At 67.2% G+C, this 19,527-nt stretch carries 6 protein-coding genes and 2 pseudogenes; all 8 read right to left on the reverse strand.

Features of this window, described 5'->3' with window-relative positions; all coding sequences use genetic code 11:
• Nucleotides 1–132 precede the first annotated feature (132 nt).
• The 8 genes and pseudogenes from M3U25_RS15385 to M3U25_RS15420 all read right to left on the reverse strand — a co-directional run bounded on the left by M3U25_RS15385 (nt 133) and on the right by M3U25_RS15420 (nt 19,084).
• The gene (locus M3U25_RS15385; RefSeq protein ID WP_355501839.1) at nt 133–783 is read right to left on the reverse strand and encodes a DUF480 domain-containing protein; all 651 of its coding nucleotides are present in this window, start codon (nt 781–783) and stop codon (nt 133–135) included.
• Nucleotides 784–1,034: 251 nt separating this feature from the next.
• Nucleotides 1,035–1,646 carry an S-layer family protein gene (locus M3U25_RS15390; RefSeq protein ID WP_355501821.1) on the reverse strand — a complete coding sequence of 204 codons (612 nt, stop codon included), beginning with the start codon at nt 1,644–1,646 and terminating at the stop codon, nt 1,035–1,037.
• A gap of 306 nt (nt 1,647–1,952) precedes the next feature.
• Nucleotides 1,953–2,213 (reverse strand): annotated as a pseudogene (locus M3U25_RS15395) (hemagglutinin repeat-containing protein); the annotation flags it as partial.
• A gap of 227 nt (nt 2,214–2,440) precedes the next feature.
• A complete protein-coding gene (locus tag M3U25_RS15400; RefSeq protein ID WP_355501819.1) occupies nt 2,441–2,665 on the reverse strand; it encodes a hypothetical protein in 225 nt (74 codons plus the stop codon).
• Nucleotides 2,666–2,740: 75 nt separating this feature from the next.
• On the reverse strand, nt 2,741–3,070 hold the full coding sequence (locus M3U25_RS15405) for a hypothetical protein (RefSeq protein ID WP_355501816.1): 330 nt from the start codon (nt 3,068–3,070) through the stop codon (nt 2,741–2,743).
• On the reverse strand, nt 3,070–4,671 hold the full coding sequence (locus M3U25_RS15410; RefSeq protein WP_355588664.1) for a DNA/RNA non-specific endonuclease: 1,602 nt from the start codon (nt 4,669–4,671) through the stop codon (nt 3,070–3,072). The genes M3U25_RS15405 and M3U25_RS15410 overlap by 1 nt, the downstream gene beginning before the upstream one ends.
• Nucleotides 4,669–17,370 (reverse strand): annotated as a pseudogene (locus M3U25_RS15415) (hemagglutinin repeat-containing protein); the annotation flags it as partial. The gene M3U25_RS15410 and the pseudogene M3U25_RS15415, both read right to left, overlap by 3 nt.
• A 73-nt stretch (nt 17,371–17,443) precedes the next feature.
• Complete coding sequence (locus M3U25_RS15420; RefSeq protein WP_355501834.1) at nt 17,444–19,084, reverse strand: ShlB/FhaC/HecB family hemolysin secretion/activation protein; 1,641 nt, start codon at nt 19,082–19,084, stop codon at nt 17,444–17,446.
• Between the last annotated feature and the right edge of the window lie 443 nt (nt 19,085–19,527).

Consider the following 19,527-nt stretch of genomic DNA (forward strand, 5'->3'; position numbering starts at 1 on the left):
TGGCTCAACGCGATCGCGCGTGATCAGGCAGCGTATGCCCCTCCTGTCATCGCGGCTGCATGACAGTTGACTCCTACACGTGAGCCTCCGTGTTTGCGGGAGACTACCTTTAGAGGACAGACACGCGCCGCGTCACTCGGAGCCGCGCTGCGCCTGCAACTGCGCCACGATCTCGCGCAACTCCGCCACCTCGGCCTCCAGCGCCTGCACCCGGCTTTCCAGTTCGTCATTCCCCGACGCCGCCGGCCGCGCCTTGAACGTGGCTGCCAACGCCTCCGCATCCACCGGACCGGTGAGCAGATGCATGTAGCGGTCCTCGCGCTGCCCGCTGGCGCGCGGCAACTGCACCGCCAACTGGCGCTGTGCCAGCCGTTCCAACTGATGACGGACATCGTCCGCATCGGCAAAGCGCGCCATGCGCTCGGCGCGTGTCAGCAACTCATTGACCGTCTGCGGGCCGCGCAACAGCAGCAGGCCGAGCAAGGCCACCTGTTGCTGGGTCAGATCCAGCGCCGCCGCCAACCGATGCTCGTAGCGCTCGGCGCGCGATGAAAACTGCTGCCGCACCAATCCGCGCCCCTCCAGTTGCCGCAGCGCGTGCTGCACATCGCCCGGGCTCAACGCCATCACCGGCTCTCGCGACGTCTTCTGATTGGCCGCCACCACCGTCGCATTGACCGTGAGCGGATACGCATCCGGCGTGGTCGCCTCCTTCTCGATCAGACAGCCGAGGGCGCGGGCTTCGATGGTAGAGAGAACGGGAGTGATTGTGGTGTCGGTCATGGCAGTGGCTTCTTGCTGGTCTGGGCGAAGCATGATGCTTGAGAGTTTGGCTCTGCGGGCTGCTGCTGTACCGATCGTGGTGTCTTGCTTGACAGGTTGTTGCCGACGGTCAGGCTGGTGCCATCGCCACCACGCATCAGGCCGGACTCGTCGCATAGTGCGGTTGACTGTAGCGAGAGGTTGTTGCCCGCCAGCAGCGCGGCGCTGTTGCCGGCCTGCACGGTGGTGCGGTGAGGCTAATCGCGGCCGGCCTATAGCAGCAGGTTGCTGCAGGCAGTCATGGCCGAACTCAGGTCGCCGCCGGCGAGGGCGTCGCGGGTGGGGCTGGTGAGGTCGCTACCGGCGCTCAGCAGCACGTCGCGGCCGGCGATTTGGCCGCCGAAGTTGAGATTGGCCTGCAACGCCACGGTGCCACTGGACACAATGCAACCCTGGTTGAGTAGGTTGCCGACGTTGGCGCCGCTGATGGCGCCGGTGTTGCTCAGGCCGGCCGTGGCGTTGAGCGAGACATCGCCGCTGTCGCTGGCCAGCAGCGCGCCATCGCTGCGCAGGGTCAGCGCGGTCTTCGACGACAGGTACACCACCGGCACCAGCACCTTCTGGCCCTGAACCTCCTGTTCCACCATCCACACGATGTCGTGGGTCAGCGCGGCGACCTGGTCGGCGGTCAGCGCCACGCCCACGCTCAAGTGCAAGGCGTCGGCCTCGACAACGCCGCCGTCCAGCAGCGCACGGTACTGCGCCACGCCGTCGGCATAGTTGCCAAGGTAGCGGCGGCCGGTGATCTGGATGATCTGGTCCAGCACCAGGCGCTGTTCGTAGAAGCCATCGCCCAGCCGGGTCTGGGTCCATTGCGGATCCACGCCGAGCTTCAGCAGCCTATCTGCAGGGGACTCTCGCTAGGCCCCCATCCAGTTGTCATCCTGCATCTAGACATCAGTAAGCATAGAGTTTATGCAAAACGAAAGTTGAAACTAAGTTTAAATTTAGCATCTAAAATTTCAAAAGATGAGTACTTCCATCCCTCAGCAAAGAAACTTCTTTTACTTCATAGACAGATGCAAAATTTGAACGAGATGTAGGTTTACAGAGCTTCCCAACGACTATAACTTCATCGCAGTACGATGCTCCTCCTATCCATCCACCAACCAAGGAATCCAACTTTTCCTCTAGACCCGGACAAAAAACCTCAATTTTAGGATTATTTTGATAGTTTTCGGGCACTGTCGTTGGCTGTCGTTACCGCTGGACTCGGTGGTATGCGCCACACCCAGATCGATGTTCTGGCTCGCCAGCAGCAGCGCATTGCCCTCGGCCGACAGTTGCGTACCCTGGCTGGTGATCGAACCATCGCTGGCGAGCAGGGTCAGGTTGCCGCCGGCACTGACCTGGCTCACCCGTGCGGTGCTGGTGCTGTCGTTCTGACAGGCAGTGGAGCGGTGCGATCCTGGTCGCGACCGGTCACTCCTGACTTACGTCATCATTTACCGATGGACCTTGATTGGATCCGCCTTATCTTTTAACTGAATACTCTTATGATGCGACGCCCATTAAGGACAAATGAAGCCGCAATTAATTTTTGAGTTAATAATATACATATAAAAGTGACGCCAACACAAGGTCTCCCGCTTTTAAACAAATTATTTTTATTAAAATATTATTTGAACTCAACCAATAGGTCTAACATGTCACCTGCGACATCATCCCCTTTTGGCAAGAACCAATTTTCCGCTCCATCCGCATCTTCGTAGAAATATGTCGACTCGAGGTGGTCATCTCCATATTTCATCTCCGCCTTCATTTTCACAATCTTTGACTCAGCGGGAGCAGACCCAACAAGCAAAGAAGCCATTTCGTTGTAAATATCAATATCGCTTTTCAATCCACATTCCTTTCGCGGCATAACGGAATGTTTCGATAACAGCAGACATTGAACTAATTTGGCGGGCTTATAAAACTAATCGTTGTAGGAGAAATTGATTCCGATCTTTGAACTTTTGGTATCAAGCTTTATTTCACACTCCCTCCAAATTCGTGCCTCATTAACAAGCTCGTCATTTATGAATTCTTTTTGCAAGCAAACCAAGAGCTCCGTTAATTCACCAATTTTTCGAGCGGGAGGATCAAACCAGCGCGTTACTTCATTGCCATCTACATAATCAAACTCATAAGTCGCACCGTCCCCTTCAGGGAAAATTTTTGCGCGAACAATAACCTTTTCGGCAGCTGCGGGACAGGCATTAATTAACAACTGACCGATTTTCTCATAAATTCTTTGATCTTCCATCAAACTCCTCCGGGTGAATTTCTAAAATCCACATGCACAGGACGTGATCCGTCAATAGAATACCTTACCACTATTCTATCCGGGCGAGAAGAAGATCCAGAATAAACCGGCTCAATTGTGACTTTCACATCCTTACCCTCCCTTAGCGCGTTAGCCCATTCGTTCTCCATCGACTTCCAAGCACCTCTATTGAGGTTGGAATTCATAGGAACCAAGTTTAGCTTTTCACCAGGCCCGTCGAAGATACTAGCCACGAGGTGGCCGCCTTCGTCATCAGCGAAGCCGCATTTTCCTGCTTTACACTGCTGATAGGTATTCCTATCTTTAGTACTCAGCGACAAACTCGCCTCGACATATTCAACGTCACCATTAGCGTTTGTTCTATAAACCTTGTTCCCGTCAACATTATAAACAGTATTTGGCTCCGGCTTATTCAGATCCTTACTCCATCCACCTTTTTGACCAGCGGAGACATCTACCTCCTTGTAGATAACGCCATTTGAGCTCTGGATTACAACGTCGCCCTCATTGTTCAATACGCGCCTAAACCCGTCTGGAAGCCCACCCGTCTCATTCGCAGCCGCCCCTGCCGACTTCAGCGTGCTATAGCCCGGAGGCACGTCAGGGAAACCCGCCGAGGCGGAAGTATCGATTGCATTGCTCCTCGGTGCCTCAAGTGCACTGCTCGAGGTTGGAACCTCAGGCTTCAGCAATGGCACTTCGGTGACCACGTTGCCCGCATTGCCAGCTGTGGTGGTCTCTTTCACAACCAACGGCAACACCGAGTCTGACGCGCCTTTCGTCGAGTTCAGAGCGTCCTTGATGATGGTGACAGCCTTGCCGGCAACGATCCCGCCCAACTCACCGACTTTGGACAGCACCACAGCTCCAGCAACCGCGCTGAGAGCGCCCTGGGCGTCGCCAGTAGCCAGCTTCTGCGTTACGTCCGCTACAAATCCGACGTCGCCGGTGAACGTGGTGCCGATGGCCCATGCGTCGCGGTTCAGGACGCCACTGACGTAGTCGTCAGTCCAGCCAGCATCGGTGCGGTTGAGCGCCTGCAACAGATGACGCTGATCATCTTGATTGGTTGCCGTCCGCAGGACCGCCCCATACACCTGGTCCAGCGCTGGGGTGCCACGCAACGCGCTGGCGAACATCGAGTGATCGTTGTACTGGGCCCAATCGGCAGAGAAATCCGTGTAGTTGCCCTTGGTCTGTGTGATGGATGCCAGGAAACTCTGTGCATTTCCGTCCTGAGCGACCAACCCACCCATGCCAAGGATGTCGTTCCATCGGCTGTCCGTTTGACGCATGGCCTGCACGATCAGGCGCTGCCGCGCGGCTTCCACCTGTTCCGGTGTGCATGCCTGGCCGCATTCCATTGCTGCGAACGTGGCCGCACTGGCATTGATCTTCTTCAACTCGTCCGGATGCAACTGCCGGTTGAAGTTCTCTCCGTCTACGGCAACGCCGGCGCCCGTCTCGCCGCCCGCAGCGCCGCCGATCAGCGCGCTGACCAGATTCTGTACGAGCTTCGATTCGCTTTCGGTCAGCGGACGCGCAAGCTCGGCGGCGCCAGCGCCCAGCGCGCCTTGCATCGCGTTTCCGCCACCAAGGTTCGCCGCAACCGCACCTGCGACCGCATGCAGCAGCGTCTTGCCGGTTCCGCCATCCTTCCAGAGATCGTTTTGCTCCTGGTACGCCGCCATAGTGGCTTTGGCAGTGTCCAGGCTCTGCTGGATCGCGGCGCGCTGATCCGGAGTGAGATCGTCACGTTTCAGTTGCTTTTCCGCGCCATCAGCAACGAGTGCTGCGTCCTTGTACTTGCTGGTCAGCGCATCTCCAATCGCCCCAACCGTGCGGAAGCCGACCTCCCCCGCGACCTTAGCCATCTCCATCTGGTCTTGGACTTTACGTTCGTCGAAGATCTGCTTCAGCCCGGATTGCTGCAGTTCCGTCGCACCGCGATCCAGGTTGGCTACTGCCGAGGTGTCTCCGTTACGAACGTCGATCGTCCCAGCAGAGACGCCGCTCTTGGTCACGCTGCTAGCGTTGCCGTTCTGTCCCCCCGACAGGCTTAGGGCGGCGCCGAGCGCGGCTGTCGTGGCGCTGGACGCCATGTCCGTGCTGACCCCGACGCTGCTGGCCTTGTACTCCGCCTTGTTCTTCAGATCCTCCACGGTGAGGCTGCCGGTGGACAGGCGGTTCTTCTCAACCTCAGCCGTGCTGGCGATGGCACCGCCGATCAGATGCGTATTGCCTCCGACATCGACATCGAACCCACCATTGCCTGCCTGGACGCCGCTCTGCTCCTTGACGCTGGTGTAGTTGCTGTCGACCTTCTGCTGGCTGTACGAGCCACTGACGTTGCCGCCGGTGCTGTAGCCATAGACCAGGGTGACGCCCGCCTGCTGTTGTTTGCTCTTGTAGTCGCTGGTGTCCTGCTCGCTTTGGATCAGCAGGTCGCCACCGACCTTGGCCAGGACCGTGTCGCCAAACGCCTGCGCCCCCTTGATCGTGGTGTCGTTGCCGCTGGCCAGGGTCAGCGTGTCCTTGGCCGTCACCACACTCTCGGTGTGCAGTTCGCTGTTGCCCTTGGCACTGCCCTTGCCCGCATAGGCGCTCAGGTAGATGCCGGTGGTCGTGCCGACGCTCACGCCGATCTCGCCGCCGGCGTTCTTGTTGCTCGACTTCTCGGTATTGGTCTCCTGCTGGCTCAGCAGGTTGAGGTTGTTGGCCGCCGCCAAAGCAACGTTCTGACCGTCGATCTTGCTGCCGATCACGTTCAAGTCGCCGCCGGTGGCGGCGATGGTGATGTTGCCGTCGCTCAGGATGCGGCTGCCGCCGGTGGTTTCCTCATGGGTGACGGTCTTGCTGGAAGCGCTGCTGGCGCCGATACCAATGCGCAGGCTGGCCCCGCCCATCTGTGCGCCTTGCGCGGTGGCAGCCTGGTAGGCATCGACGCTGTCCTTGACCGCTTAGCCGGCCTTGGCCGCGTACAGCGCCTGCAGCCGGCTGTCCTCGACCTCGCTGCCGCGCTTGGTGGCGCCATATGCCGCTTCGGCCGCCTGCACCGCTGCGCCGGTCAGGCCCAGCGTGATCCCGGCACTCTGCTGTTTGGAGGTCTGGACCGTATCCACGCGGTTCTCGACCGCGGCAATGGTCACGTCCTTGCCGACGATGGCGGTGCCGGTCTTGCCGACCACGTCACTGCCGGTGATCGCCAGCGCGTTGCCTGCCATCAGCGTCACCGAGCCATCGGTGCTGCCGACCAGGCTGCCGCTCTGACTCACCTCCGTCGCATCCAGCGTATTGGTCTGCTTGCTGGCCCCCAGAGTGACGCTGAAGCCGCCGCCGCTGTATAGGCCGGTCTTCTTGACCTTCTTCTCGTGCTCTTCGCTATGCGTGTTCTGCGCCGTCTCCAGCGTCAGATCGTTGCCAGCGGCCACCACCACGTTGCCGGTGCCGGCGACCTGCGCGCCCTGCGAGAGCAGGTCGTGGCCGGCAGCGATCTGCACGGTGTCGCCGCTGAGCGTGGTCGCCACCGCGGTGCTGTCGTGCCACTCGTCGTGGGTCGTCGTCGTCTTGCTGGACAGGAAGCCGGACTTCTTCTTCTGCATGTCCTGCACGGCATCGTGCTGCTCCTGTGCGGCCAGCAGATTGACGTCGTTGCCAGCGGACACCGCCAGCGCGCCCTTGTCCGTGAACGCCTTGGCCGCGGTCAGGTTCACGTCGTGGCCGGACTGCAGGGCGATGTCGCCACCGGCGGTGAACTCGGTGCCGTGGACGATCTCGTCGCGGGTGGTGGTGGTCTGCTTGAAGCGCTTGCGCGTCTCAAGGGTGTTGCTGGTGTCGACCGTGGTCAGGGTGGTGCTGTTGAGGTCGTTGCCTGCGACCACTGCCAGGCCCTTGCCGGCGTCGAGCTTGGCCGCGGTCAGGTTGACGTCGTGGCCAGCGCTGAGCACCAGGTTGCCGCCGGCGCTGAGCACCTGCTGGTCCAGGTCCTGGGTGGTGGTCGCGGTGACGACCTTGGTCTTGCCCTGGAGAATCTGATCGGTGACGGTGCGGCTACCACCCAGTGCCGAGGTCACGTCGAGGTCATGGCCGGCCGCAGCGATCAGGTCGCCACCGGCCTGCACCTGCACCTGGCGGATGGCCAGATCGTTGCCTGCCTGCAGGGAGAGGTTGTTGCCAACGATCAGGCTGGTCCGGTCGCCACCGCGCAGCAGACCGGACTCGTCACGCAGCGCGGTCGGTTGCAACATCAGATTGTTGCCGGCCTGCAGCGCCGCGCTATTGCCCACCTGCACGGTGGTGCCGGTCAGGCTGAGGTCGCGGCCGGCCTGCAGCCGCAGGTTGTTATCGGCGGTGATGCCCGAACGCAGGTCGCCGCCGGCGATGGCGTCGCGGGTGGAGCTGGTCAGATCGCGACCGGCACTCAGCAGCACGTCGCGGCCGGCGATCTGGCCGCCGAGGTTCAGCAGATCCTGCTTGGCCTGCAACGTCACCGTGCCGGTACCGGCGATACGGCCCTGGTTGAGCAGGTTGCCGGCGGTGGCGCTGACGTTGGCGCCGCTGATGGTGCCGGTGTTCGTCAAGCCGGCCGTGGCATTGAGCACGGTGTCGCCCGCACCACCGGCCAGCAGTGCGCCGTCGCTGCGCAGGGTCAGCGCGGTCTTGGACGCCAGGTACACCACCGGCACCAGCACCTTCTGGCCCTGGTACTCCTGTTCCACCATCCACACGATGTCGTGGGTCAGCGCGGCGACCTGGTCGGCAGTGAGCGCCACGCCCACGCTCAGGTGCAGGGTGCCCGCCTCGGCCACGCCGCCGTCGAGCAGCGCGCGGTACTGGGCCACGCCGTCGGCGTAGTTGCCCAAGTAGCGGCGGCCGGTGAGCTGGGTGATCTGGTCCAGCACCAGGCGCTGTTCGTAGAAGCCGTCGCCCAGGCGGGTCTGGGTCCACTGCGGATCCACGCCGAGCTTGTCCAGCAGATAATCGCTGCTGATGAAGTTGTCGTAGTCGACGAAGCGCGGATCGGTCTCGATCAGGTAGCGGCGGCCGGGGGCGCTGGTGTTGGCCTTGACCCCGCCCAGGCCGTTGGCGGCGCGGCCCAGCGTGTTGACGCTGGCGCCGTTGCTGCCGACCAGGCGGTACAGCCCGCCCATCGGCAGCACGATGTTGCCCAGCGGCGCGCCGACGCCGCCGACCACCTGCGGCACCTGGCCGGTACCCGGATCGATCTGCTGGTACTGGCCTGGCACGCTGCCGGCGGTCAGCACCGCCTGCGCGGTGCCGGCCTGGACCTGGCTGCGGCTGCCGCTGCTGGCGCCGCCGAGCTGGGCCTGCACGCCGCTGGCCTGGACCTGGGACGCAGTGGCGCTGTTGCCATCGGCCAGGGTGGCCTGGCCGTCGTCGATGCGGATGGCACCCAGGCTGGCGGTGGCGATGTGGTTGCCGACGTTGGCCTTGGTCGGCGTCGCAGCGGTCTGCGCCTGCACGGCGATACCGCCAGGGCCGTCGGCGCTCATCGTGCCGTACCGGTTCAGGGCTCCGCCCTGGGTGGCGTTGAAGGACGCGCCGCCGATGCTGCGACCATCGCTGCCGACCGCGCCGTTGCGGATGGTGGCGCCACTGATCGAAACGCCCTGTCCGCCGGTCATGTTGGCGGCGAGGGCGATGTAGCTGTTGTCCAGAATGCCGGAGCCGGTTTCGTTTTCCTGCACCTCATAGGTACAGCCATCCGCCCGATAGCCGCGTGCGCAATCGCCATCCTGCAGAACCGCCACCTGTTCGACGTCGGTGTACTTGGTGCGCTGGCTCAGTGCCAACGCGTTGTTGCTTACGACCTCTTGTCCGCTGATGAGTCCATCACTCAAACCGCTCGTGCCACGACGATTGACAGAGAGCAGACCGGCGGCAGCGATCGTTGACGCATAGTTATTGACGCCGCCGGACATGGAAATATTCCCGCCAGCAACGATACGTCCTTCGACACTGGTGGAAATGAGCTTGTCGCGACTGATGACGTCGTAGGTCCGCGTGGCGCCCAGGCCGACTCTATCGCCAACGTTCGGGCCATTCTGCTCAGGCATCGGCTGACCGACGTACAACACTTCGGGAGGTGTCGTGGCGTTGATCGCGTCGCGCTCTGCGTCTGACAGCGGTGTGGTTTGGGCATTGACCACCCGCCGCCGATTGTTGATCTGATTGGCCGCGATCAGGATGCTGCCATCGGCTTCGATGCTGCCCGAGACGTTGTCCAACGTGCCGGTGCGCGCGGTGAGCGTGCCATTGCCATCGCGCGCGGCGCCGATGGCGATGTTGCCGAGACTGAAGATCTTCGCGTCGCGGTTGACCAACTGGTCGCGCACCAGCAAGGTCATGCCGCTGGTGGCGCCGATCAGCGCGCTGCCGTAGGCGGCGTTGTCGGTGGCGCCGCCGAGATCGGCGCCATTGACCAGGGTGCCGGTATCCACCAGCACGTTGCCGCCGACCAGGCTGCCGGTGTTGGACACCGACCCGGCAGTGACCTGCAGGTTGCCGCTGGCGGAGAGGTCGCCGGCGTTGGTGACGCTGCCGCCGGTGTTCAACTGCACGTTGCCCGAGCGCATGCTGGCGCCGGCAAGATTGTTGATGCTGCTGGCGTTGACGCCGAGGCTGCGCCCGGCCTGCAGCGCCGAGGCGTTGACGAAGTTGCCGCCCACCGCCAGGCGGAAATCGCCATTGCTGGTGATGTCGGCACCGGCGCGGTGCGTGTAGTCGTTGCGGATGGTCAAGTCGAGCAGGTTCTGGCCGAGGATGCTGCCGCCGCCGTCGAAGCCGACGGTGTCGATGACCACGTCGCCCGCGCCGCCAGCGCTGCTGCCGGCGCCGATCTGGCCGCCGCTGTTGCTCAGGCTCTGCAGGGTCAGGCGCACCGCCTGTTCGGCCTTGATCTTGCCGTTGCGGTTGTCGAGCGTGGCACCGCTCCGCTGCAACAGCATGCTGCCGCCGGCGTAGGCGTTGCCGCCCTGGTTGTCGAGCGCATTGGTGTTGGCGATCAGGTCGCCGCCGGCCACCAGTTGTCCGCTGCCGTTGGCGATGCTGGCGGCGTCGAGCACGACGCTGCCGCGCCCGCCCAGGCTGCCGCCGACGTTGCGCAGGTCGCCGCCGGTGGTGAGCCGGGTGAGGCCGCCGCCGTTGTTGACGATGCTGCCCTGGCTGTTATCGATGCGGCCGCCGGACAGGGTCATGGCATTGCCGCTGTCGAGCTGGCCGCCGCTGTTGAGCAGCGCGCCGGTGACGGCGGCGCTGAGATCGCGGGCGGCGCCGATGCGGCCGCTCTGGTGGTTGTCGAGCTGGCCGCGCGCGGTCAACGCCAGATCGCGCCCGGCCTGCATGGTGCCGGCGCTGTTGCTGACGTTCTCCGCGCCGAGGGTCAGGTCGGTGCTGGCGCCGACCAGGCCGCCATCGTTGGTCAGCGCATGCGCCAGATCGGCGCGCAGATCGCCGCCGGCACCGTTGGCGCTCACCGCCTGCAGCGTGCCGCCGCGGTTGTCGAGGCTGTCGGCGCGCAGCACGAGGCTGCCGCCAGCGGCCTGCAGCACGCCGCTGCGGTTGTCGAGCGCGCCGTTGCCCAGTTGCAGGTTCAGGCCGCGCGCGGACACGTTGCCGCCGACGTTGCCCAGTCCGGCCACGGTGACGCTGGCATCGCCGGCCGCGGCAATGGCGCCGCCCTGGTTGTCGAGCGTGCTGCCGGCGCTGAGTTGCAGCTGGCCTTGGGTGAGGATGCGACCGCCGGCATTGCCCAGCGCGCCGGCGCTGCTCACCGTGAGGGTGCCGTTGCCGGCGTGTTCGATGCGCCCTTGCGCATTGTTGATCGATGCCGCGCCCAGTTGCAGGGCGCTGCCGTTGCTGACCAGGCGGCCGGTGCCGTTGTCGAACGCGCCGGTGACGGCGATGCGCGTGGTGCCGCTGCCGCTCTGCACGAGGGCGCCATTGCCGTTGCGCAGCGTCGCCGCGCCCAGGTCCAGGCCCGCCGCCTGTAGTGTGCCGCCGACGCCGTTGAGCGCGCTGTTGTCCAGCGCGCCACCGGCGCGCACGGTGAGCAGGCCGCCGGCCAGCAGGTCGGCGCCGCGGTGATCTACGTCGCCGCTCGCGGTCAGCGCGACATCGCCGCCGACGCGGGCGGTGCTGCCGGCCAGCGCGAGTTGCGTGGCATCGGCGGCGAGGTTGCCGGCGGCGATCAGACGGCCGCTGGCGCTGAGCGTGCCATCGGCATGCAGGGTCAGCGCGCCGCTGTTGCCGAGGCCGCCATCGGCGCGCACGCCCGCCGCCGCCACACCGCCGATGGCGACGGTGCCGCCGCTCAGGCGCAGGTTGCCGCTGGACAGGGTCTGCCCGGCGTTGTCGATGCGCTGGCCCTGCAGCGCGACATCCGCACCGCTGACGGTGCCCTGCTGCAACACGCTGGCGTCGCTGCCGAGCACCACCTGGTTGGCGTTGAGGGTACCGGCCACGGTCAGGTCGCCATGCGCCTGCAGTTGCAGCGTGGTCGCCGCGCTCAAGGCGCCGCTCTGGTTGAGCGCGCCGCCGGCCTGTGCGCTGAAGGCGCCGGCCGAGGCCAGGGTGCCGCCCAGAGTCAGATCGCCCTGGCTGACCAGGGCCACGTCGCCGGTTTCGCTGCCGAGCTGGCCGCTGCTGGCGACGCTGGCCGCCTGCACGCGCAAGGCGCTGCCGGCGATCAGGTCGCCGCGGTTGTCGATGGCGCCATTGGCGGTCAGCGCCAGGCGCTGCACGCCGTAGCTGCGGCCGGTCTGCTGCAGCGAGCCGACGTCCAGTTGCAGGCGCTGGCGCGCACGCAGGGCGCCGGCGTTGCTGAGCAGGCCGCTCACGGTGAAGGTGCCATTGCCCAGGGCGGCGAGCATGCCGCTGGCGTTGTTGGTGGCGTTGGCGGCGGTGATGCTCAGGTCGGTGCCGGCGACCACCTGGGCGGCATTGTTAAGGGCACCGGTGGCGCGCAGGTCGAGCGTCGAAGCGGACTGCACCAGCCCGCCGAGGGCAAGATCGCCCGTGCTGGTCATCGCCAGGGTGGTGCCGGCGTCGACGGTGCCCTGGCTGTCGATGGCCGCGCCGCTCAACTGCAGCGCACCGGCGCTGTGCAGCACGCTCTGGCTGTCGCTGCGCAGGGTACCGCCGGCTTGCAGGGCGGCGTCCTGGCCGGCGCTGACGCTGCCGTTCACTTGCAGGTCGCGCTGCGCCTGCGCCTGCAGTCCTTGCGTGGTGGCGAGTTGGCCGCCCACGGTCAGGTCGCGGCCGGCGCGCAGGTCCAGTGCCTGCGCGCTGAGCGTGCCGGCCTGCAGCAGATCGCCCTGAGCATGCGCGCTGAGTCCGGTGGCGGCGGCGACGGTGCCGCCCAGCGTCAGGTCGCCCTGGCTGGTCAGCGTCACCTGGCCGCTCTGGCTGCCGAGCTGGCCGGTGCTGGCGATGCGCGCGGCGTCGAGCTGCAGGTCGCGCTTGGCGATCAGTTCGCCCTGGCTGTCGATGGCACCGCTGGCATGCAGGCGCAGCGCGTCGCCGGCGTAAGCCTGGCCGCTATGCTGCAGGTCGCCGACCTGCAGGGTCATCGCCTGGCCGGACTGCAGGGTGCCGGCATTGGCGAGGGTGCCGGCGGTGGTCAGGCCCAGCGCGCCGCGCGCGGCGAGGCTGGCGCCGGTGACGTTGGTGATGCCGGCGGCGGTGACGGTGAGATCGCGCCCGGCCAGCACCTGTCCGGCATTGGTCAGCTGCGCTCCCGCGGTGAGGACGACATCGCGCCCGGCCTGGGCGACGCCGGCCACGGCCAGGGCGCCATCGCTGTGCAGGTCCAGATCGGTGCCGGCGTCGAGCGTGCCGCGGCTGTCGATGCTGCCGCCCTGCAAGGTGATCGCACCGGCCGTGCTCTGCAGCACTGCGGCGTTGCCGGTGGCGACGCTGGCGCCCTGCAGCTGCAGGTCGCCGCTGGTCAGCGCCTGGCCATCGATGCGCAGCGCACGCTGCGCCTGCAGCGTCGCGCCGGTCGCGCTCTGCAATCCACCGGCGACGCCGACATCGCGCCCGCTCAGGGCGATCGCGCGCGCCTTGGCCACGCCGTCCAGGCGCAGGTCGCCCAGCGCGGTGGCGTTCAATGCCTGCGCGGCGATCACACTGCCGCCCAGCAGCAGGTCGCCCTGGCTGGCGAGCGTGGCCTGGCCGTTCTGGCTGCCGAGCTGGCCGCTGTTGCTGAGGCTGCCCACGTCCACCAGCAGATCGCCGCCAGCGATCACGTTGCCGCGGTTGTCCATCGCGCCGCTGCTGCGCAGGGTCAGCGCCTGGCCGGTGGAGAGCGTGCCGCTGTGCTGCAGGCTGCCGGCCTGCAGCGTCAGTGCCTGCTCGCCGCGCAGCAGGCCGGCGTTGTCGAGCAACCCATCGACGTGCAGATCCAGCACGCGACCGGCCGCGAGCGTGCCGGCAGCGCGGTTGACCGCGCTGCCCGCCTGCACCTGCAGATCGCGCCCGGCCACCACGCGGGCGCTGTTGTCGAACGCACCCGCGGCGGTCAGCAGCACGTCGTTGCCGCCCTGGGCGATGCCGGCCAGGCGCAGCGCATCCTGACTGTGCAGGGTCAGGTCGGTGGCGGCGTCGAGCGCACCCTGGCTGTCGATGCTGCCGCCCTGCAAAGTGATCGCGCCGGCCGTGCTCTGCAGCACGGCATTGCTGCCGGTGGCGATGCTGGCGCCCTGCAACTGCAGGTCGCCGGCGGCCAGGGCCTGGCCATCGACGCCGAGCGCACGCTGCGCCTGCAGCGTCGCACCGGTGGCGCTCTGCAAGGCACCGGCGACGCCCACATCGCGCCCGCTCAGGGCGATCGCGCGCGCCTTGGCCACGCCGTCCAGACGCAGGTCGCCCACTGCGGTGGCGCTCAGCGCCTGCGCCGCGATGACGCTGCCACCCAGCGTCACATCGCCAGCGCTGGTCACGCGCAGTTGGCCGTCCTGGCTGCCCAGCTGGCCGCTGCTGGTCACGCTGCCGGCGCTGATCGCCACATCGTGCTTGCCGATCAGGTCGCCGGTATTGCCCAACGCGGTCGTTGCCTGGACGGTCAACGTGTCGCCGGCATAGGTGCGGCCACTCTGTTGCAGGCTGCCCACGGTCAAGGTCGCGGCCTGACCGGCCTGTACCAGACCGGCGTTGTCGAAGGTGCCCTGTACGCTGGCGTCGAGCGTCGTCTGCGCGAGCCACTGGCCTTGCGCCTGGTTGCTGGCGCTGGCGGCGGCGAGCTGCAGCGCGCGCCCGGCGAATACCTTGGCCTGGTTGTCGAGGGTGCCGTCGGTCAGCACCGCGACATCGCGCCCGCCCTGGGCGAGGCCGGCCAGGTGCATGTCGCCCGTGCTGTGCAGGCGCAGATCGGTGCCTGCGTCCAACGTGCCCTGGCTGTCCAGGGCCGCTGTGCCCACCTGCAGGGCGGTCGCGCTCTGCAGGATGGCGCCGCTGCCCAGTGCGACGCTGGCGGCGTTGACGCCGACCGCGCCGCTCGCGCTGGCCTGGCCGTCCACGCGCAGCGCACGTTGCGCCTGCAGTTGCAGGGTGTCGCTGCTCTGCACGGTGCCGGCCACATCGAGGTTACCCGCGGCGTTGAGCTGCACGCCCGCCGCACGCAGGCTGCCGCGCTGCTGCAGATCGCCCAGCGCCTGCGCCTGCAAGACGCCAGCGGCAGCGACCACGCCGTCGAGCTGCACATCGCCGCGGCTGTTCAGCGCGACCTGGCCCTGCTGGCTGCCCAGTTGGCCGCTGCTGACCAGACTGCCGGCCTCGACCTGCACGTCGCCACCGCCGACCAGGTCGCCCTGGTTGGCAACGGCGCCATCCACGGTCAGGGTCAGCGTGGTACCGGCATTGGCCGAGCCGGTCTGTGCCAGGCTGCCGGCGCGCAGGCGGAGCGCACCGCCCGCGTACAGCTGGCCGTCGTTGGACAGCGCGCTGGCGCTGGTCAGGCTGGCGTCGCCTAGGGCCGACAAGCTGCCGCCCGCGGCATTGCTCAGCGTGCCGGCGTTGGCGCTGAGCGCGCCGCCGGCCACGACCTGCGCCTGGTTCTGCAGCGCCCCGGCGCTGGTGAGCGCCAGATCGCCACGCGATTGCACGGTGCCGGCCAGTTGCAGATCGTTGGCGCTGCGCAGCGCCAGGGTCGTGCCGGCATCCAGCACGCCGGCCTGGGCGATGCTGGCGCCGTCCAGCGCCAACGCGCCACCGGTCTGCACCTGCCCGCGCTGCGCCAACGCCCCCTGCGCGTGCAAGGTGGCGTTGCCGCCGACGGCCAGCGTGGCGCTGCTGCGCAACTGACCATCGGCGCTCAACTGCAGGTCCCCATCGGTGCGGACCACGCCGTCCAGCGTGGCGTCGCCGGCGGCTTGCAGCTGCGCGCTGCCCGCACTCAGGGTACCCGCTTGCAGCAAGGCGCCGCCGGCCTGCGCGGTCAGCGCGCCCTTGGCCGCGACCTGTCCGGCCAGGGCCAGGTCGCCGCGGCTGCGCAGGGCGACGTCGCCGCCCTGGCTGCCGAGTTCGCCGCTGCTACGCAGTTGCGCCGCGTCCACGCTCAGCGCGGCGCCGGCGACCAGGCTGCCGCTGTTGTTCAGCGCCGCGGTGGTGGCGAGCGTGGCGTTGCGCCCGGCGTAGCTGCCGCCGGTGTTGCCGACGCTGGCCGCGTCGATGCGCAGGTCGCGGCCGGCGTACAACGTACCGGCGTTGTCGAGCGCGCCCGGCGTCGCTAGCGCGACGTCGCCGCCGGCCGAGACCACCGCACCGGCCGCATTGCCGATCGCCGCCGCGCCCAGATCCAGGCGCCCGCCGGCGCTGAGCTGGCCGAGCGTGTCCACGCGTCCGCCGGCCTGCACGCTGGCGTCCTGCCAGGATTGGGCCAGGCCGGACAGGCGCATGTCGGCGTCGCTGCGCAGGCTGAGGCCGGCGCCGGCGTCGAGCACGCCGGCGGCATCGATCCGCGCCGCCTGCACTGCAAGGCTGCCGGCGCTCTGCACGGTGCCGCCTTGCTGCAGCCAGGCCGCTCCGGCCTGCAGCTGCGCTGCGCCAACGGCGTAGACGCTGCCGCTGCTGCGCAATTCGCCGCTGGCGCTCAGCGCCAGATCGCCGCCGCTGTAGAGGCTGCCGCCGGCCTCCAGTTCCGAGCCGAACAGGGTGATGGCGCCGGCGCTGCTGCGCCCGCTGTGCACCAGCGCGCCGCTGGCGGCAGCATCGAGCAGGCCATGGGCGATGGTGTCGCCGCCCAGCGCCAGTTGCGCGGCACGCAGGCGCACGCCGGCCTGCTGCGAGCCGAGCACGCCCTGCTGGCTCAGCGCGCCGGTCGCGCGCAGGTCGACGTCGTCGCGGGCCACCGCGGTGCCGGCCAGGCTGAGCTGGCCGGCGCTGTCGATCTGCAGGCTGCCGCTCTGCGCGGACAGGGTGCCGCGGCTGACCACGCCCACGCCGGCCTCGGTGGCGATCAGGCGGATGCGGTCGGCGTACATGCCGCCCAGGTACGCCACGTCGATGCCGATCGCCGGCGCTGCGCCATCGCTGCCCGGCAGCACCTCCAGCAGCATGCCGTCGTAGCCGATGCGCTGCGCACCGGCGCTGGCCAGCAGGTCCTTGGCCCACACCGAACCGCCCACGCTCAACTGCCGCGACAGCAGGTCCAGGCGGTCGACGTTGTACGCGTCCAGGCCGTTGCTGCCGACGCTCAGCGCGCCGCCGGTGATGGAAAACCCGTTCAAGGCGCCATCGGCGCCGAGCAGCGGGGTGCCGGTGGCCAGGGTGACGCGCGAGGTGTTGAGGAAGCCGCAGCCGTCGCAGACGATGCCGTTGGGATTGGCGATCACCAGTTGCGCCTTGGCCCCAGCGATTTCGGTATAACCCTGCAGGCGGCTGGTGGTGGAGGTGACTTCGTTGAGGATCAGCGTGGCCGCGCCGCTGTTCTTCAGGTTGTCGTTGCCGGCGATGTAGCCGCCGAGCTCGGTCTTGGAGATCTGCGCGCTGTTGTTGAGGATCAGGCCGTTGCTGCCGACGTCGAAGCGCGAATAGCGGTTGTGCGAGACGCCGCGCGCGTTGGGGGCGACGATGTCGACCACCGGCACGCCGTTGGCCGCGGCCTGCTGGCCGGGCTGGCGCCCGTCCGGATTGGCGACCGGCGCGACCTGCGCGTACAGCGGCAGCGAGGTCCAGGTGACGGTGCAGCACAGCAGGGCGGCGAGGCCACGCTTGAGCGGCTCGAGCAGGCGGTGGCGGCGGTCGGTACGGTCCATGTGCATCGTCGTCTCTCTCGTGCCGCGCACCGCGGCAAAACCCATCGCGTTGCCTGCCGCCGGCCGGCGGCAGGCCGTGTCAGAACTGGTAGATCAGGCGCACGCCGTAGGCCGGCTGCGCGCTGTGGAAGTCGCGCGGTGCGTGCAGGTCCCAGCCGGCAAAGCCATCCCAACTGAGCCCGCCATGCGCGCCGCGCACGCCGACGAAGCCGCCGACCAGGCTGCGCCCGGCCAGGCCGGCGGCGCTCGGCCCGGCGATGCGGCCGGCATCCACGCCCAGGTACGGGGTGATGCCCAGGCGCTGCACCGGCAGGTTGAGGCTGTTGCGCCAGTACGCGCCGCGCTCGGCGCCGAGGGTGCGTTCGCCGTCGAAGCCGCGCACGCTGTAGCGCCCGCCCAGGGTGATGAATTCCGAACCCAGCAGCAGTTGCGAAGACGTCTGCGCATGCAGGCTGCTGTCCCAGCTCATCGCCACCGGGCCCAGCGCGAACGGCAGGCCGGCGCTGACGTCGAGCGTGGTGACGCCGTAGCGGTAGCCGGGGAAGCCCACTGCCGGGTCGTAGCCGGTCCACTGCCCATCGAACCACGGGGTACCGCGGCGGTGGCCCAGGCGCGTGTCCAGCTGCAGCTTGCCTAGGTAGTGGCGATGGCTGAGGTAGAGCTCGGCGCTGGTGGTGTGGCGGCGCTGGATGCCGATCTCCACGCCATCCAGATAGCTGCGCGCCGCGCGCTTGGCCACCACCATGCCCAGCGTGGTCTTGCTGGTGCCAGTGCGGTGGATCACCCGCTGCAGATCCAGTTGCGCGCTGTCCGAGCTGCCGCTGGACTGGAAACTCTGGCGGAAACCCTCCACCTGCTGGTGGTAGCGGTACGACGACAGCGACAGGGAGAACGTCCACCAGCCCCACGGCACGCTGTAGGACAGGCTGTTGCCATGGGTGCCGCGCTGGGCGCCGTCGTCGACCAGATCGTGGTTGTAGCCGATCGAGAGCAGGTCGTTGATGCCCAGCGGCGCATCCAGGGCGAAGTCGACCCCGCCCTGATAGCGCCCGGTCGCCTGCACACCCGAATCGTCGGCGTTGAGCACCGCGCGCCAGCGCCGGCTGCGCTGCACGGTGATCAGCAGGTCCGATTCACCGGGCTGCTCGCCCGGGGCGATGTCGATCTTGGCGTCCTGCGACGGCACCCGCTTGAACTGCTCCACACCCTGTTCGATCGCGCGCAGGTCCAGCACATCGCCCGGCCGCAGCGGCAGCGCACCGCGCCAGAACACGCGGCCGTCCGCCGACTGCACGCGCACCTGGCGCAGGCGCCCGGGCAGCAATTCGAAGCGCAGCTCGCCGCGGGACAGGTCCTGCGCCGGCACGCCGAGGCGGGTGGTGACGAAGCCGCGCGCGACCAGTTGGTCCAGCGCACGGCGGCGGATCAGATCGATGCCGGCCGTGCCGATGCAGCGGCCCTCGTAGCGGCGCAGCGACTGCCAGAGCCAGGAAAACCTCGCCGCATCGGGGCCGGCGCCGCTGAGGCGGATGCGCTTGATCGGGAAGCACAAGGCTTCGGTCGGCAAGGCGGTGCTGCGCATGTCGGCTGGCGCCTCGGCCTGGCGCGGGCCCACGAACGGCGCCTGCCGGTCCTGCTCCTGCTGCCGCTGCACCTGCTCGGCCTGGCGCAGCTGTTCCTGGCGGTCGAGCGTGCTCGGCGGTTCCTGCGCCTGCGCCATGGGCACACCGGCGAGCAGGCACGCAGCCAGCACAATGCGAGAAGCTCCTTTTCTCCAGCGATCCACTGCAACGTCCCCTGTGACGCTTCCGGCGTTTGCCTGCAGGTGCAGGCGCGATCACGCTGCAGCGCACAAGGCGCCGCGTTGCGCGGTTTTCCGTACGCATAAGTGTGGTGCAAACCACAGCGCGGCGCGATCCGGAAACTCCCGACACGACGTCAGGAAATTCCCGTCAAAACAAGCATTTACGTGCGTCACGTTGCTTCTTGCGGTGACGCTCGTCACGCATTTCATGACCACGGCAGCGCCCGCGCGGTGCCGTCGGCTCCCCGTGCCAAGCCGCAGAGGTTGCGTCCTGAACCGACCACTGCGCTCGGCGCGACATGGCCGGTGCAGTCGTTGCGGCAGCGGGCCCGGCGTCGACGCAGCAACGGTGGCGGTCC

Origin of the sequence: Xanthomonas sp. PPL134 (assembly GCF_040595915.1) — a bacterium.
Taxonomy (GTDB): Bacteria; Pseudomonadota; Gammaproteobacteria; order Xanthomonadales; family Xanthomonadaceae; genus Xanthomonas_A; species Xanthomonas_A indica.

What these genes read in the sequence shown, in the direction of transcription:
- M3U25_RS15410 (WP_355588664.1), bottom strand. Translation starts at nt 4,671, where the DNA reads ATGCAAGGCGCGCTGGGCGCTGGCGCCGCCGAGCTTGCGCGTCCGCTG.
- M3U25_RS15405 (WP_355501816.1), bottom strand. Translation starts at nt 3,070, where the DNA reads ATGGAAGATCAAAGAATTTATGAGAAAATCGGTCAGTTGTTAATTAAT.
- M3U25_RS15420 (WP_355501834.1), bottom strand. Translation starts at nt 19,084, where the DNA reads ATGGCGCAGGCGCAGGAACCGCCGAGCACGCTCGACCGCCAGGAACAG.
- M3U25_RS15385 (WP_355501839.1), bottom strand. Translation starts at nt 783, where the DNA reads ATGACCGACACCACAATCACTCCCGTTCTCTCTACCATCGAAGCCCGC.